Origin of the sequence: Nocardioides caldifontis (genome assembly GCF_008087345.1) — a bacterium.
GTDB lineage: Bacteria > Actinomycetota > Actinomycetes > Propionibacteriales > Nocardioidaceae > Marmoricola_A > Marmoricola_A caldifontis.
Map to the genome: position 1 here is coordinate 1 of NZ_VHIB01000013.1, position 15,041 is coordinate 15,041.

At 66.6% G+C, this 15,041-nt stretch carries 12 protein-coding genes and 1 pseudogene; 4 read left to right on the plus strand and 9 right to left on the minus strand.

Annotation, left to right across the window (positions count from 1 at the left end; all coding sequences use genetic code 11):
• Window positions 1-218: 218 nt before the first annotated feature.
• The 3 genes from FIP57_RS19110 to FIP57_RS19120 form a co-directional block, all read right to left on the minus strand.
• Window positions 219-1,748, minus strand: coding sequence for a reverse transcriptase domain-containing protein (locus FIP57_RS19110; protein ID WP_162529873.1), 1,530 nt, complete (start codon window positions 1,746-1,748; stop codon window positions 219-221).
• Window positions 1,749-2,143: 395 nt separating this feature from the next.
• On the minus strand, window positions 2,144-2,848 hold the full coding sequence (locus FIP57_RS19115) for a hypothetical protein (protein WP_148575159.1): 705 nt from the start codon (window positions 2,846-2,848) through the stop codon (window positions 2,144-2,146).
• 64 nt (window positions 2,849-2,912) lie between these two features.
• Window positions 2,913-3,401: a hypothetical protein gene (locus FIP57_RS19120; RefSeq protein WP_148575160.1), complete on the minus strand. Its 489-nt coding sequence runs from the start codon at window positions 3,399-3,401 to the stop codon at window positions 2,913-2,915.
• 1,651 nt (window positions 3,402-5,052) lie between these two features.
• On the opposite strand from FIP57_RS19120, the gene FIP57_RS19125 reads away from it, so the two are divergent.
• Together FIP57_RS19125 and FIP57_RS24545 are read left to right on the plus strand one after the other, a co-directional pair.
• Window positions 5,053-6,336: a tyrosine-type recombinase/integrase gene (locus FIP57_RS19125; RefSeq protein WP_162529874.1), complete on the plus strand. Its 1,284-nt coding sequence runs from the start codon at window positions 5,053-5,055 to the stop codon at window positions 6,334-6,336.
• Window positions 6,337-6,653: 317 nt separating this feature from the next.
• Window positions 6,654-7,205 carry a tyrosine-type recombinase/integrase gene (locus FIP57_RS24545; RefSeq protein WP_420846713.1) on the plus strand — a complete coding sequence of 184 codons (552 nt, stop codon included), beginning with the start codon at window positions 6,654-6,656 and terminating at the stop codon, window positions 7,203-7,205.
• Here FIP57_RS24545 and FIP57_RS19135 read toward each other — a convergent pair.
• From FIP57_RS19135 to FIP57_RS24555, 4 genes and pseudogenes are all read right to left on the minus strand, one after another.
• Window positions 7,126-7,407: pseudogene (locus FIP57_RS19135) on the minus strand (integrase core domain-containing protein); the annotation flags it as partial. The gene FIP57_RS24545 and the pseudogene FIP57_RS19135 overlap by 80 nt on opposite strands.
• Before the next feature lie 4 nt (window positions 7,408-7,411).
• Window positions 7,412-8,824, minus strand: coding sequence for an IS30 family transposase (locus FIP57_RS19140; RefSeq protein WP_420846714.1), 1,413 nt, complete (start codon window positions 8,822-8,824; stop codon window positions 7,412-7,414).
• 36 nt (window positions 8,825-8,860) lie between these two features.
• The gene (locus FIP57_RS24550) at window positions 8,861-9,541 is read right to left on the minus strand and encodes an IS3 family transposase (RefSeq protein ID WP_162529875.1); all 681 of its coding nucleotides are present in this window, start codon (window positions 9,539-9,541) and stop codon (window positions 8,861-8,863) included.
• Entirely contained in the window at window positions 9,538-9,870 is a 333-nt protein-coding gene (locus FIP57_RS24555; RefSeq protein WP_148575164.1) for a transposase, read from the minus strand. The genes FIP57_RS24550 and FIP57_RS24555 overlap by 4 nt, the downstream gene beginning before the upstream one ends.
• A 63-nt stretch (window positions 9,871-9,933) precedes the next feature.
• Here FIP57_RS24555 and FIP57_RS19155 point away from each other — a divergent pair, with 63 nt between their 5' ends.
• The gene (locus FIP57_RS19155) at window positions 9,934-10,218 is read left to right on the plus strand and encodes a tyrosine-type recombinase/integrase (protein WP_148575165.1); all 285 of its coding nucleotides are present in this window, start codon (window positions 9,934-9,936) and stop codon (window positions 10,216-10,218) included.
• A gap of 196 nt (window positions 10,219-10,414) precedes the next feature.
• On the opposite strand, the gene FIP57_RS19160 is transcribed toward FIP57_RS19155, so the two are convergent.
• Window positions 10,415-10,678 (minus strand): hypothetical protein, encoded by a 264-nt coding sequence (locus FIP57_RS19160; protein ID WP_148575166.1) that lies wholly within the window; start codon window positions 10,676-10,678, stop codon window positions 10,415-10,417.
• Between the two features lie 414 nt (window positions 10,679-11,092).
• Here FIP57_RS19160 and FIP57_RS19165 point away from each other — a divergent pair, with 414 nt between their 5' ends.
• The gene (locus FIP57_RS19165) at window positions 11,093-11,512 is read left to right on the plus strand and encodes a hypothetical protein (RefSeq protein WP_148575167.1); all 420 of its coding nucleotides are present in this window, start codon (window positions 11,093-11,095) and stop codon (window positions 11,510-11,512) included.
• Window positions 11,513-11,667: 155 nt separating this feature from the next.
• Here the strand turns inward: FIP57_RS19165 and FIP57_RS19170 are convergent, their stop codons facing one another.
• A complete protein-coding gene (locus tag FIP57_RS19170) occupies window positions 11,668-15,033 on the minus strand; it encodes a DEAD/DEAH box helicase family protein (RefSeq protein ID WP_148575168.1) in 3,366 nt (1,121 codons plus the stop codon).
• Between the last annotated feature and the right edge of the window lie 8 nt (window positions 15,034-15,041).

Here is a 15,041-nt window from a genome sequence, read left to right on the forward strand (position 1 = left end):
GCCGTCACAATCAAGGCCTCGGAGAACCCGGCGACTACAGCGCCGGCGGCCATCCATGCCCCGGCCGCAGATCCGACCCGGACGTCGCACTCAACGACTCAACCCACAGCCAAAAGAAAGTTCGAGGCTAACGGGCGACCCGCATATGGCGACGAAAGAGTATCAACGGCCAGACGCCATTTACGTTCAGTCACCGCACGCAGACGTCGAGGCCATGACTACCCCGCGAAGGTCTTCGCTACCTTGCGGGCGGAATATCCCTCCGACTCGAGCATCCGGAGAGTCGGGTAGTTCTCTTTGTCCTGTCGCAGCCACTTCCTCACAGTCGTCCGCGTCTCTCCGGCCCCGAGCGCGGAGAGGGCGAGGATCCGCCGCGCCTGTGGCGTGCTTGCTCGTTTGATCCCATCGCGACACGCAGCTCGGCCCTCCGGCGGGTCCCAAGCTGTCAGGCGCTGGGCCGCGAAGGCGAGAAGCGGAACGCTCGTGTTCGAATCGCGAACTGCAGTCGAGCAGAAGTCCCGAAGCGCTCGACGCGGCCGCCTGGCCGTCGGGAACATGTGGCCGAATCGCGCAACCGACCATTCGTAGGTGGCCCAGTCACTCGTTGCATAGTCGAGGAACCAGTCCTGCAGACTGGACTGCGTGAAGACCTCCTTCATCAGCTCTGCCCAAGAATCCGCGACGTGCGGCATCCGCTCGGCGGTCGCGGCGATGTCGTCGGCTCGGTAGTGGTGAGAGTGAGCTCGCATTCGTCGTGCGGCGAACTTGATCGAAGATCGCCCTGCGAGTTCCCTTTGGTCGAGTAAGCGGTCGATGAGTTCCTCAAGCGGCTTGAAGTCCCTGCGTTTGTCGATCGCGTCATCAACGGCGCTGTGCTCGATGTCGAGAATCACATCGAGTTGTGGACCCTCAAGAACCTCTGTCTTGGCGTCGTTCAAGTTCAGTCCGAGCGACCGGGCCACCGACTGCAACTCGATCTGGACTTGGCGAGCCGCCGAAGGCTCCGTCCCAAACCACAGAATGTCGTCCATCCATCGCGTGAAGCTCATCCGTGTGGTCCTGCTCTTGAAGAGTATGGGAATCGCGGTCGCGTGGCTGGCGAGTACGTCATCGAGGGGCGTGAGGTACATATTCGCGATCGCCGCCGACGCGAACGATCTCTGCGGCAAGCCCGAGCGGCCGGACACGTCGTCGAAGCCCTCGATAAGGTCGCATAGACGGCTCGTGACCTCGCCCTTCGGTGTCTTGTCCTGAATGGCCTCCTGTACCGGGCCAACCGGCAGGCTGGCGAAGAAGGAGACAAGGTCGGTCCGCAGCGCCACGTCATATCGCCAGACGAGCTCCTGGAGGTGCCTCCGGTAGCCCTCCCACTGCTTCTTGTTCTGCGAGTAGACGCCGGTCTTCGGGTTCAGCGCGGGTAGACGCCATCCGTAGACGTTCGGATCGAGTCCGCCAATGAGCCGAACGCTGAGCCGGTCGACGAGTGCCTGATAGATCAGGCGGTCCATCAGGTCGAGGACGACAGCCGGCCGCGCCCCCCAGTTCTCTTTAGGTACCTCAATCAACGCTGACTGAAGGCTGCCAGACCCTGAACAGTGCTGGACCGCCAGCGACGGCTCCTTCTTGACTATGAAGTCGAGCTCGGGCCAGTCCCACGGGTCCCAATGCCAGTCGTTGGACCCCATCTCGAATCGAAGGTTCGCCGCTGCGCGACTCAGGTCCAACGCCTTCGCCCAGTCGATTGCCACGGCCGACATGGTGTCAGACGGAATCTTGCTCAACCGGGACGACCAGTTCAGCGCGTCGGTCGACTTCGGCTGACCCGCCAGGAGCGGTTCACCGCGGATGGCTGCGCCACCAAGACCCACTCGGTTCGACACGCGCTGACCACTAACGTCGTACGCCGGCGTCCTCGTTGCGTGACGCGCAGATCCTCGCCAGCCACCCGACCCAGGCACAACTGAGCACTACGACAGAGAACGCGGCACGCACCCTCTCGCCACGGCCCACTTCCGGCCGACGAACGGATCGATGCCTGGCTGCACCGGTCCCGCCTCGCGTACTGGACGGCCTGACAACGATTCAGCTGCCCGCTCGTTCCGAGCGCGGCGCGCCGTGAGGCGAACGGGAGCTCGAAGCGCCCTCAGCCGCCGGCGGGCATGACCGATCGATCCTTCGGCCGCCGCCAGCCCTCAGGAACCGGGTCGTCGACGATGCCCGCGTTTGGGGATGGCAGGTGCTGCTCTTCCATGCTCACCACGTAGCGGTGCCAACCGACCCCGGCTTGGAATCTCGCCAGCCAGATCTCCGTCGACCCTTGCCGATCTTGCGGGTCTCGCCGCGCCCGCCCACGGAACCAGATATCTGAAATCCCGTCCGGGAGGAGGAGGTCCTCAACGTGCTCGGCCGGACGGTCATCGTATGAATCGGAAAGCCGGTAGAAATAGTGGCCCACATCGTGCCCGCGCGCGAAGAGGAACAGGTGCCGCTCCTCTGCCGGCTGAGCCAGCAGCTTGTCGAGGTTCTGCCTGACCCACTCCGTCGTGAGCATCTCGGTGCACACCTGCGCGAGCTCTCCCAAGCGAGGGTCGAGGCACCCTTCCTCGCTCTGCGGTCGCCCCTCCCGCTTCGCAGCCGCCCATTCCTTCATCAGCTCTTTCGCTGGCGGGGACGTGATCTCGACAATGCCGCGCCGATCCGGGTCGTGGGGATACACCCAGGCGCCATCGGGCATCTTGTTGCCGGCACCGGCATCCGCGAGCCGGATGTCCACTCCGAGCACCTCTTCCATCGCAAGAAGTGCGATCTCCTCTTCTCGGCTTGCCTGCGCACCGGCTGCGTTGCTCATGACGTGGAGAGTAGTTGCCAAGCCGCGCCGGGTGGCGGGGGCGGCGCTGCGGCGACGTAGGTCGTCAAGGGATACGTCCGAACAGGACGACGGGCCCACCTTCCGTGTTGCTGTCGGCGAGCATCTCCACCCAATCGTCCTGCTTCGAGTGCATCGGGTGAGCCAGCGCAGGAAACGTCCTCGTCAGGTGTCGCAGATCAACCGAGGTTCGGTCTGGCCCGTAGTGAACCCAATCGCTGGCGTCGACCAGCGGCTCAGTGACCTCCAAGCCGAGTTGCGGGTCGGCCGCGTCCTCGGCGGGCACCAGGCACCACACGAACGGGTGGAAAACGATGTCGCCGAAGCTGGAGTGTCGGACCCGCTCCACGAGGACCCGCATCGACCACACCCCGCTCACCAGCAGCCCGTGCCGCTCAAACCTCGGGTGCGTGCGACCGACCTTCAAGACGAGCCGATCGGGCCACCGCACCGGACCTTCACCGGACCGCTCATGCAGGAGGTCCTGCGCGAGGGCGGGGAACAGGAACCGCAGGCGAGGGTTGATGGCGAACATCCCGAACAAGACGCAGCGGGCGACGAGACCCGGAGCGAACCGCGCTCCGGGGGCCTCACCTGGGATGACCGCCATCCGCAACGCTGCGGGAGTCGTTAGTCGTGCGACCTGATTGGCGAAGTCGGCGTATGCGCGGTCGTACGCACCTCCAGCCAGGTTGTTGCAGGACTCGCACAGGCCACGGACCCACATGCCACCCGGAGACCATCTACCCGGGCGACGCACACGGTTCTCGTCGACAAGATCCGAGGCTCTCTCCACGAGACCGGTGTTCCCGGCGACCTGAGGTGGCACGTGCGATCTCGAGAGCTTCCGGAAGTCCCCACACAGCCCGCACGGTCGCGGCTCGGGCGATCTCATGGTCGACCCGATCAGCTCATGACCTGCCACAACACTCCTCAAACCCCAGCGGCGTTAGTACCCGGCACACCTGACCCTGCGGGCCGGCTGCTCCACCTGCGCCTTCGACAACCCGTCGCCGCGCGCCGACTGGTACGACCGCGACGAACGGTACAACTCCCGAGATCGCCCTCACGGCTCGGCGTTAGTCTCACGCCCTCGAGTGCGGGATATGGCCGTGCGAGCTAGGTGTCCGACGGGTCAAAGCGCGCGCCGATCGTCTCCCAGGTCCGCTCGGATCCGTCCCCGAGTGGGGCGCGCGGCACCGCCGTCGTTAGTCGATGGAAACGGGCGACTGCCCCGCACGTGCCACATGCACGCTCGTGCGTCACGGCACTTTCATCCGAGTCGAGAATGCCCGGTTCACGGACTCACGGGGCAGGCGTAAGAAGCTGGCTTGAGAGAGACTCCAGAGCGGCGACCCGTTTACGCTGGTCAGACGCCCTGCAGGTGGGCGTGAGACGCCCTCGCGGAGGGCGCCAAACGCCCACCCATGCGGCGCCACGCGGGCGTGTGACGCCTAGGCCGACGGACTGTCCGGCCGCCGCTGCCGGACGGGCGGTGGGCGCTGGATCAGCTCCCCGTGATGCGGGCAGGGGGCGCCGACGTACCCGAGGCCGCCGACAACAGCGTGTCGCGGCACGACCAAGCACCGCGAACCGGACTCCCTCGATAGGAATCCCCGGGTGACGGCTCCACGGATCGCGCGTTGTACCGAGCCCTTCTCGAGTGGACATACCTCCCCGGTCGCCAGATCCACCGAGCCCAGCAGCCGCCCGATCTCGCCGGCGGCAAACGGCGCATGCCCGTTCGCCGCGTGACGTCCCAAGGCCAGGGCTGCAACACGGAACCAATAGTCGAACTGGGAGTCGGCTGCTCGCTCACGCCACGGCGCTTGATAATGCCGAGCCCAACTTTGGATGGCGGGCATCAGGCAGCCCCCGCGTCGGCCAACGGCGGCAGGCAGCGGTGTACCCCCGCGCCTGCCCACGAAAGATCATCCATGCTTGCGCACGGTCGGGAACCCCAGACGGGAAGCATGGTCGACCACGGCGACTACGACTGGCCTGCGGCCCGTCTCGTCAGAGCTTGTCCCGCCCTCCATCAATGGGAGGGTATTGCGCCCCTGATCACGCTCCGGACCGTCCCGATTCTCGCTCAACGTGGGCGCGAAGGGCACGGGAAGATGTATTCCCTTGCCCTTCGAAATCAGCCGGATCTTTCCGGCGCGAAGGGATCTACAGTGCAGTACATGAGCGCCCTCGGCGCACCCGCCATCCCCAGCACGGACCGGGCCGACTACCCCGGCCCGGAGTCGGCGCCGGACCTAGGAACCGATACAGGTGACGGGATCAGCCCGCCGGTGGGCGCCTTCCAAGCTCTCCTCGCTGACGCTAGGCGTAGGCGCGAACGCGATGCCGAACTGACCGAACGCACGAGCGACTCATCCGGCTCGGAGGTGGAGTGGTGCGAGCCAGACCCGCAGGCGCTGACCCGGCTCCCGACATGGGAGCACCCGATCACGCGCACCGTAGAGCGGCACGCGGGCAAAAACCAGATCGAGAGCGCTCTGCGGCGTGCCTACGCCTTCTTCCGTGGTATCGATCCGGGCCAGGCGAGTTGGACCCACGTACTCGAGTACCCGTGGCATCAGATCACACCCGAGCAGGCGGCTAGTTACCATCGGCACGTTCGCCGGCGCTACTCGAACCAGGGAAGCCGCAACAACAACGTCCACGCGCTCCGGGCGGTACTGCTCGACTGCTATCGCGCCCGGACGATCAGCGCACTTCGTCACGACCGGCTGACCGACGAGCTCACCACGGTCGCCCACGGACGGTCGCGCCGGCGGCGGCGCCTATCCGTCGACGAGTTCGAGCGCCTCATCACCGCTGCCGAGACGACGGGCAACGCGTGGGCACGCGCCCGCAACACCGCCATCATTGCGACCTTCCGAACCACGGGGATTCGAGTCAGCGAGTTGGTTGGACTTGATCTCGCCGACTGGGACCAGGACCAGGACACGCTATTTCTGGGAAAGACCAAGAACCTTCGACCCCACACGGTGTTTGTCCACCCCGAGGCCAAGCCCTATCTGCTCCGATGGCTCACGCTTCGCGGGGGCCAGCCGGGCCCGCTCTTTATGAGCAGCCGCAAGAAGCGGCCCCTTCTGGAGCGCCGGCTGCACCCGAAGGCAGTCAACGGCATGGTCACCCGTCGCTCAGCGGACGCCGGCATTCCGCATCTGACCTGCCACGACTTCCGCCGCAACTTCGCTAGCGACCTCTTGAACGAGTTCGACCCCGTTCTGGTCAGCCATTTGCTCAACCACAAGTCGCTCGCCAGCACGATCATCTACGACGTGCGGGGTGAAGAAATGCAGCGGTCGGCCGTTTCCACGCTGGCCATGCCCGGACTGGACAGGATCACCCCGGGCAGTGACCCAAGCCCCGGAGGGGACACCCATGCACTTCACCCTGCCCTCGGGTCTAGCCCCAGGCGAACCGGCCACGGCGCCGAAGGTGGGGCGGCATGACGGACGACACGGTAGGTCGCGCGGGGGGCGAGGGTCTCCACGCCGTGACGAAAGAGGAGGCGACTCTCCTAGAGGGCCGCGCGGCGGCCCTCACGAGATTCCGGAACACATGGCCCAACCGTTCGTCAACGCAGCGGGCGATGCTGGGGTCCCTGTATCGCATCACAACGGCGGCCAGTAACGGGGAGTATGACCCGACCACCTACCCGTGGGAACTGGTCGTCGATGGTCACGTGGCCAGCCAGATGTGTTCCCTGGAGGCAGCCAGGGGCTATGCGCACAGCACTGTTCAGAAGGACGCCTCCGCCTTGCGCACCATGCTCGCCTGCTGCCACCAAGCTGGTCTCCTCACCCGGACGCAATGGAAGTCGGCCGCCGCCTTCACCACAACCGCAGGCGAGCAGCGTCCACCGGCAGGCCACCACCTGAGTGAGGAGGACGTCGCGGTCATCATCCGCGCGTGCGAGCGCGGGTCTGGAGGGGTGAACACGCGCATCCGCGACGTGGCACTGCTGTTGGCACTGGCGACTTCCGGCGCCCGCCGCGACGAGGTGCACCACGTCCGCATCGAGGATGTTGAGTTGGACCAAGACCGCTTCTGGCTACCGGTGACCAAGAGCGGCGTAGGTCGCTACGCGTGGCTTCACCCCACAGCAGTCACGGCGCTTCAACGATGGCTAGAGGTCCGCGGATCCGCGCCGGGAGGGCTGTTCGTACCACTCTCAAGAACTGTGAACCGCCCCGGGTTCAGTGGAGGCTGGGTTCTACCATCTGAACGGTCTCAGACGGCTCGGTCGTGCGGTAGTGGTTGGCTTCGGCCTCGGCCGGGGGGATGTTTCCGAGCGCCTCGAAGAGGCGTCGGTTGTTGAACCAGTCGACCCACTCGAGGGTGGCGATCTCGACCGCGTCGGGACCCCGCCAGGGGCCTTGGCGGCGGATCAATTCGGTCTTGAACAGCCCGATCACCGACTCGGCCATCGCGTTGTCGTAGGAGTCGCCGACCGACCCGATCGAGGGCTTCGCGCCGGCCTCGGCGAGCCGCTCGGTGTAGCGGATCGAGGTGTACTGGGCGAGTTCAACTGGTCGATGCAACACCGGCTTGTTGGAGCGAGCGTAGTTGCTCCTCGAAGACCTCAGCTGGAGTCTTCCAGTCGAGGATCTTGCGGGGGCGATTGTTGAGGGCGTGAGCGACGGCCTCGAGGTCTTCGGCCGACCAGCGCGACAGGTCTGTGCCTTTGGGGAAGTACTGGCGCAGCAGCCCGTTGGTGTTCTCGTTCGACGGGCGCTGCCATGGTGAGTGCGGGTCAGCGAAGAACACCCGCGTCCCGGTCTCCAACGCGAACTGCGCGTGACCCGAAAGCTCCTTGCCGCGGTCCCAGGTCAGGGTCTTGCGCAGCTGCTGTGGCAGCGTGGTGATCGACGCCGTGAGCGCGATGTTCATCGCGACGGCCCCGTAGCCGCCGAGCGATGGCCCGTTCTTCACATACGGCTTCTCGCCCCAGCCCTTTCCTCGGGGCAGATGCACCAGGAGCGTTGAGCGGCTGCTGCGTTCGACGAGCGTCCCGATCGCGGACCGGCCGGTGCCGATGATCAGATCGCCTTCCCAGTGCCCGGGGATGGCGCGGTCGTCGGCCTCGGCGGGACGCTCGCGGAGCACGACATCGGCGGTGACGTGCCCCTGTGGCTTGTTGCGTGACCGGGCCCTCGGCTCCCTCAACGCCCGTCCGGTGCGCAAACAGGCAACGAGTTCACGCTTGAGCGCACCACGGCCCTCGATGAACAGCGACTGGTAAATCGCCTCGTGGCTGATGCGCATGGACTCATCATCGGGGAAGTCGACTTCCAGACGATGCGAGATCTGCTCCGGGCTCCACGCCGTCGACCAGCGCCTGTCTTGGCGATGGGGCTTGTTCAATCCCTTCCACGGCCTCGTCTGAGGCCCCGGGACGATCGTGCCGTCAGAGCGGCGGACGTTACCGGCGAGCCGGTCCTGCACGTACTCACATAACCGCTCGTTGCCCACCAGCTTCGCTGTCTTGGGGCGCTTGGCGGCCTGCTGTGCCTTCCACTGCGCCACCACGGCGCGGTAGACCGGCTTGCCGCCCCTCGTCGCGGCGTTGCGGCGCAGTTCCCGAGACACGGTCCCGGGGTCGCGGCCGATCGCGCGGGCGATCTCCCGCACACCCATTCGCTGAGCGTTGAGCAGCGCGATCTCCTCGCGCTCGGCGAAGGACAGGTAACGGCTCGTGGGGTCGGCCAGGCTCAGCGGCGGCATCCCGCCAGCGTGGCGAAACCATCGCGCACCGACCGGCCACGACACACCCACGCCCGCCGACGCCTCGACGGTCGTGATCCCCGTCGCGATCAGCCGCCAGAACTCCCGCTGCACTGCCCGCGACGGCTCAGGCCGCCCAGGTGAACGCATCGGCGCGCGCATCGCCCGATCCGCAGCCCACTGCCGCCTGGCGCCCGCCGGCGCCTCCGGCATCTGCTTCCTGCCACGTCCCATCGCATACCTCCTTGATCACGAGGTGTTGCGACGACCGGTTGAATCCGCCCTGGGACCCGGCGTCGGAGTGGTGCACCAGCCCCTCGAGCGACCGCCCTGCCGGGAGCGTTGCCAAATGCCCATCTCCAGAGCGTCGAGGACCAGCTCGGTGCTCATCGACGTGCTCGAGCGCCAGCCGGTGATCATCCGGGAGTAGACGTCGATGCAGAACGCGACGTAGACGAACCCCACCCAGGTCGGGACGTAGGTGAAGTCCACCACCCACAGCTGGTTGGGCCGCTGCGCGACGAACTTGCGCTCGACCAGGTCCTCAGGCCGCGCCGCCCTCGGATCTGCCCGGGTGGTCCGGGTCCGTGCGCCGCGGACGACACCGGCCAACCCGTCGGCGCGCATCAGCCGCTCCACCGTGCACCGGGCGACCTCGGTGCCTTCCCTGGCCAGTTGCCGCCACACTTTCCGGACCCCGTAGACCCCGTAGTTCTCGACATGGACCCGCCGGATCTGGCCCAGCAGCTCCGCGTCGCGAACCGCCCGGGCGCACGGCTGGCGGGTCTTGGCGGCGTAGTAGGTGCTCGGAGCGATCTGGCAGCCGTGATCGGTCAGCACCCGGCAGATCGGCTCGACCCCGAACTCCCCACCACTCGCCCCCGAGCTGGTGACGAAGTGGTCGTGGCGGTGCTCGTCGATGAACCTCACGAGCGTGGCGATGGGCGGTCGAGCTCCGCCGCGAAGAAAGCCGAGGCCGTCTTCAAGATCGCGTTCGCCCGCCGCAGCTCACGGTTCTCCCGCTCCAGCTCGATGATCCGTCGACGGTCATCGGTCGAGACCCCCGGCCGGGACCCCGAGTCGATCTGCGCCTGCTTGATCCAACCCCGCAACGTGTCGCGGTTGACGCCCAGCTGCTCCGCGACCTTCGTGCACGCACCCGTGACCGAGACCTCGACCTCGGGATCGGCGAGCAGATCCTCGACCAGACGCATCGCCCGGTCCCTCAACTCCTCCGGATACTTCTTCGGTGCCGGCATGAGCGCCACCCTTTCGTGGGATCAGCGCCTCCACCAGACCCGGGACGGTTCACTGGGCGTCCGATGGTCGAACATGGGCACCTCAGCGCCCATCAGATCTGGAAAACGGTGTCCGGGCGCGCCAGAGAAGCGGGATTCGAAAACATCGCGCCCCACGACATGCGCCGTTTTGTGATCAGCACACTTCTCGAGACCACCGACCCGGTCATGGTGGCGCAGATCGTCGGCCACAAGCGTCCGACCACCACGGCGAAGTACGACCGCCGGCCAGCGCGTCGACAGCGTCAGGCGGTGGCCACGATCAGCATGCCGAGGCTTGCGAATCTGCGCCCAGATCTGATCCGGTGACGCAGCGAGTCGACCACCGCAATAGCTCCTCTGATCTCGCGCTCTCAGCTGATCATGTCGGTGTCGTTGGGGCCGATCCGCGTTCGTGGCGAATCGGCACCCACCGCATCGGCTGGGAACGTGACGGACCCCGAACCGAGCAGCCCGCGTTCAACCAACCGCCGACTGCCATTGTCGAACCGTCGGATGACGCCGACTAGATGACTGCCTTGACGGCGCGGGCGTCCCCATCCCGGCCAATCACAAGCCGAGTGCCGTCCGCGTGATCGAGGTATTCCCGCACCACAGCTAGGTCCAGTCCCGTAACCGAGGCGATGTCCTCATCCCGGATGGCAACGACCGACTCGCCGTAGCCTGGAGGCGGGGCGAGTTCCTCGTTAGCACCGGACTGTGCCTCCTGCCACAACCGACGGATGGTGTTATAGAGGTCAGCTGTACTCGCATCCAGGTCGCTCGTCATGTGTTCTCTGTACCCTCAGCTCCACGTCCAAGCCGGTACGAGCGATCGATGCTGTCGCCGGGAGCGCGCGTGGCGGCCAGATGGAGACGTTCTTCAGAGCGCCGGGCCGGGGGTGTCACCACTGAGAGGCCCGGTGTGACACGGCGGGGCCTCTGGCCGCCAGCCGCCCTTCTCGCCGTCGTAAGCTAGAGCGCTCAGACCGGCGCGGCTCCGTGGGCCGCGATGTGGGACGAGATGGCCCGCCGGCCTCGAACCAGGCCGTGGCTCCGACAGGGGCACCGTCTACCACTTCCATCGCCCGGCCGGGGATGGCGGTGGTGAGCGGATTCTGTCGTGGGCGCGCGACACACTCAGCCCGTGAATCCACCACGCATACGAGTCCCAGCCCAGCAGCGAGCGCGCACCATCCGCGCCATGCTCACCGACTCGCGCCACGGCGTTCTCGGCCCGACCGAGGGGCAGAAACGCGCGCTGGCGGCCATGCGGAAAGAAGCATCGTCATCGCCGATCGAGCTCAGCCCGGGCGTCGCACTAGCCGCGCCGGATCCGGCTGCGCGGGCGCGGGCGGCGATGGACATCGTCCGACGTCCGAGAATCGACCCCGACGACGCCAGTTTGTGGTCATTGGCTCTGGCGGCAGCCCGAATCGGCGAGACCGACCCTGTCGCCGCGACGGCCCAGGTTGAGGCGCTCGCCGTGTTGGCTGAACGACACCGGCTCCCCCCCGCCGTGTTCGAGTGCCTTGCGGCCATCCAGCGCGGCTCAGTAACACCCGATCAAGCCGACGACTTGGCATTCCTCGATCAGTGCCGCCCCGACCCCGAAGTCTCATAGGGCAGGGCGTCCGTTTGCGCTTCGCGGCGGCAACCGCCTACGCGCAGCGACTGCACGAGCGTGGAACGTCCTCCAGGTCAGGCGCGTGGAGGGCGGTCGTGCGATGCCCAGATCGCACCTCGCAGCGAACAGTGATCTACGAGCCACGATGGGTGTCAGGCGGCGTCGGTCGGGAGGGCGTGTCCCTTAACGTCGTTGAGGATGCCGACGATGACATCGACGTCGGTCTCGGGGAACACGAAGTCCGGGCCAGTCGGCGCGTGGTCGGTGTAGGGGGACTCGTACAACCGGGCGGGCTCGACGACGCCGTTGGACGCGAGCTCGTCGATGATCAGGTTGATGAACCGGATCTGCTCGACGGTTGCCTTGCCTTCGTCGAGATAGGCGGCGAACTCCTCCGCAGCCGCGGTGCGGTCCAGGCCGACCAGGCTGCGGATGAACAGTCCGAGGCCGCCGTGCTGCTCGGAGGCCCAAGTGATGTCAACCTTCTCCCCGGCGCCGCTGGCCAGGAGCATCTCCTCCAGCGCCGCTAGGTCGTCGGGGGTGAGCTGCTTGTTGCGGCGCAGCCGGTGGAGTGCGACGTGGTCCTCGTGCTCTCGGAGGTAGGCGGCGGCCTTGGCGCGGAAGCGTTCCATGTTGGTGCCCGGGGTGGTGCCGGGGAGGTCGACGTAGACCTCTTCGCCGAGTTCGTCCTTGAAGTCGGTGTAGACGGTCTTCTTCTGGGCCTTGTCGAGGAACTGGACCAGGCCGCGGAGCCGGAGGCGGACGAGCTCGAGCATCGGCACGTTGACGTCGACCCACCACTCGTCGCTGGCAACTTCCTCGATCCGCTCGGCCTGCGCGGCGACCGAGGGGATGGCGGTCTTGGCGAGGAGTCCGTGGGCGATGTCCTGGATCGTGGCGCGGAGCCGTTCGGCGGCGACGGCGTCGCCTTCGAGTTGGGCGAGCTGGCGGCGGAGGATGAGGACGTCGAACCGTTTGGCGGTCTCCTCCTCGTCCTTGACCGTCGAGGGCAGTCCGGCGAGGTGTTCGAGCACCTCGCCGGCGTCCTTCGGGGTAAGTGCGCCCCACGCGTTCCAGTCGGCGTACTTCTCTACCCACCGCCGGTGGGGGCGGACGAGGAAGTTGTTGATGTTCATGCCGGCGACGTACTCGTGCAGTGCCTTGGCGGCCGATGTCCGCAGCTCTGGCTCCTGCCCGGCGTGGTCGAGTGCGCCGACGAGGGCGAGGCGGGTCTCGAAGAGGCGCTGGTTCAGGGACTTCTGGTTCGAGCCCTCGGTGCCGGGGAGGTCCTGGCTGAAGTACTCCAGGTTGCCGCAGAAGTCGAAGACCAGGAAGTTTTTCTTGTCCTCCCCGGGGCCGAAGAGGTCCGGGCACAGGCGGGTGCCGCGGCCGATCATCTGCCAGAACTTCGACTTCGACCGGACCATCTTAAAGAAGACCAGGTTCGCGACCTCGGGGACGTCGATGCCGGTGTCGAGCATGTCGACGCTGATCGCGATGTGCGGGTCCTTCTCGGGTTGGGAGAAGTCGTCGATCAGGCTCTGGGCGTACGACATGCCGTGGGTGATGACGCGGGCGAAGTGGCCGGCCTTGTCGGGGTAGTTCGCGTCGAAGCGGTCGGCGATGAACTGGGCGTGGTCGCGGTTCTTGGCGAAGATGATGGTCTTCGCGAGCCGGTCACCGCCGGCGACCTTGTAGCCCTTGTCCATGAGCGTGGCGAGGACCTTGTCGACGGTGTCCTCGTTGAACAGGAATCGGTTGAGCTCTTCGGAGTCCACGGCGTCCGGTGGGCCGTCCTCGCCCCAGTCGAGGCTGTCCCACTCGTCCTTCTCCTCCTCCGACAGGTCGGCGTACTTGATGCCGTGGCGGAGGAACTTGGTGCCGACCGAGCCCCCGACCGGGGGCACGAGGTAGCCCTCGTTGACGGCCTCGTCCAGGCTGTAAGCGTCGGTGGGGACGCCGTCCTCGAGGTGGAAGAGCCGGTAGGTGTTGTGGTCGACCTCGTCCTTCGGGGTCGCGGTGAGGCCGAGGAGGAGGGAGTCGAACCAGGCGAAGATCGCGCCGTACTTCTGGTAGACCGAGCGGTGGGCCTCGTCGATGACGATGAGGTCGAAGTACCCGGGGCCGAACTTCCGCAGCCCGGAGTCGGTGTCGTTGATGAGGTTCATCATCGTCGGGTACGTCGAGACGTAGACCCGGCCGTCGGCGACCTTGTCGGTGAGGAGGTTGACCGTGGTCGCGGTAGGCAGGTGGGTCTTGAACGCGTTGGTGGCCTGGGTGACCAGGGCGGTCCGGTCGGCCAGGAATAGCACGCGCTTGACCCAGTTGGCCTTCATCAGCTGGTCGACCAGCGCGATGGTCATCCGGGTCTTGCCCGATCCGGTTGCCATCACCAGCAGCGCTTCGCGCTGCTTCTTCATCAACGCCTCGTCGACCGCCCGGATGGCGCGCTGCTGGTAGTGCCGGCCGGCGATGTCGGTGTCGATGCCGACCTGGTCCAGCGGCAGGCGGGTCTGGCGGCGCTGGATCAGCAGCTCGAGCTCGTCGCGGGTGTAGAACCCCTGGATCTCCCGGGGCGGGTATCCGGCGGCGTCGTCCCAGATCCAGTGCTGGTAGCCGTTGGTGTAGAAGATCACCGGCCGCCGGCCGTACTGCGTCTCGAGGCAGTCGGCGTACAGCTTGGTCTGCTGCTGACCGACCTGCGCGGAACGGGTGGTGCGCTTGGCCTCGACCACCGCCAGCGGCAGCCCGTCGGCACCCCACAGGACGTAGTCGACGAACCCCTTGCCCTCGTTGTTGGGCATGCCGGTGACCTCGTACTCCCGGTCCCGGGAATCGGTCAGCGGCCACCCGGCCTCGCCGAGGAGGACGTCGATGAACAGATCGCGGGTCTCGGCCTCGGAGTAGTCATGGTCATCGACCTTCGTCTTCGCCGCCTGCGCCGCCGCGATCTGCTCGCGCAACTGCGCGATCTCGGCGTCCTTGGCGGCGGCGAGCTCTTCCTTCTCCGACAGCGCCTTGGCCAGGGCTTCATCCTGGGCCTTGAACTTCGCCGCGAGCTTCACCAGATCCGCCTGCGACAACGGCTGCGCCTTCGCCGCCAACGCGGGGTCGAACTGCGCCTTGGTCGGCACCGCTCCGGGGTCTGCCGAGTGATTGAAGGCGGCCCACACCATCACGTGATGCAGCTCCCGAAGCACCTGCAGCCCGGCCTGGGCCGGGATCGGCCGTGCCTCGTGGACGGCGGTGTTACCCAGCTTGCGAATCAGGTTCAGCTTCTGGTTGATCCCGTTCCCCGTCTTGGCCTTGAACTCCGCGGCGTTGATCCGCGCCGCCAGGTCAGACTGGTACGGCTCCGGGAGGCGAAGGACGTCGTACAGGTGACGCACGAGCTCCTCGACCGCGCGGCGGCTGTAGAAGCACGCCGACCGCGGGTCGGACGACAGGTAGGACTCCGCCCGGGCGCAGTCCGCGTGCACCGTCGGCAGCGTGTCCTTGGTGAACCCAAAGTTGCTCATGGCTGGTC

Bases quoted from the DNA above. Each gene is read 5' to 3' on its own strand.
- FIP57_RS19115 (WP_148575159.1), bottom strand. From the start codon at position 2,848: ATGAGCAACGCAGCCGGTGCGCAGGCAAGCCGAGAAGAGGAGATCGCA.
- FIP57_RS19120 (WP_148575160.1), bottom strand. From the start codon at position 3,401: ATGTTCGCCATCAACCCTCGCCTGCGGTTCCTGTTCCCCGCCCTCGCG.
- FIP57_RS19125 (WP_162529874.1), top strand. From the start codon at position 5,053: ATGAGCGCCCTCGGCGCACCCGCCATCCCCAGCACGGACCGGGCCGAC.
- FIP57_RS24545 (WP_420846713.1), top strand. From the start codon at position 6,654: ATGCTCGCCTGCTGCCACCAAGCTGGTCTCCTCACCCGGACGCAATGG.
- FIP57_RS19140 (WP_420846714.1), bottom strand. From the start codon at position 8,824: ATGCCGGAGGCGCCGGCGGGCGCCAGGCGGCAGTGGGCTGCGGATCGG.
- FIP57_RS24555 (WP_148575164.1), bottom strand. From the start codon at position 9,870: ATGCCGGCACCGAAGAAGTATCCGGAGGAGTTGAGGGACCGGGCGATG.
- FIP57_RS19155 (WP_148575165.1), top strand. From the start codon at position 9,934: ATGGTCGAACATGGGCACCTCAGCGCCCATCAGATCTGGAAAACGGTG.
- FIP57_RS19160 (WP_148575166.1), bottom strand. From the start codon at position 10,678: ATGACGAGCGACCTGGATGCGAGTACAGCTGACCTCTATAACACCATC.
- FIP57_RS19165 (WP_148575167.1), top strand. From the start codon at position 11,093: ATGCTCACCGACTCGCGCCACGGCGTTCTCGGCCCGACCGAGGGGCAG.
- FIP57_RS19170 (WP_148575168.1), bottom strand. From the start codon at position 15,033: ATGAGCAACTTTGGGTTCACCAAGGACACGCTGCCGACGGTGCACGCG.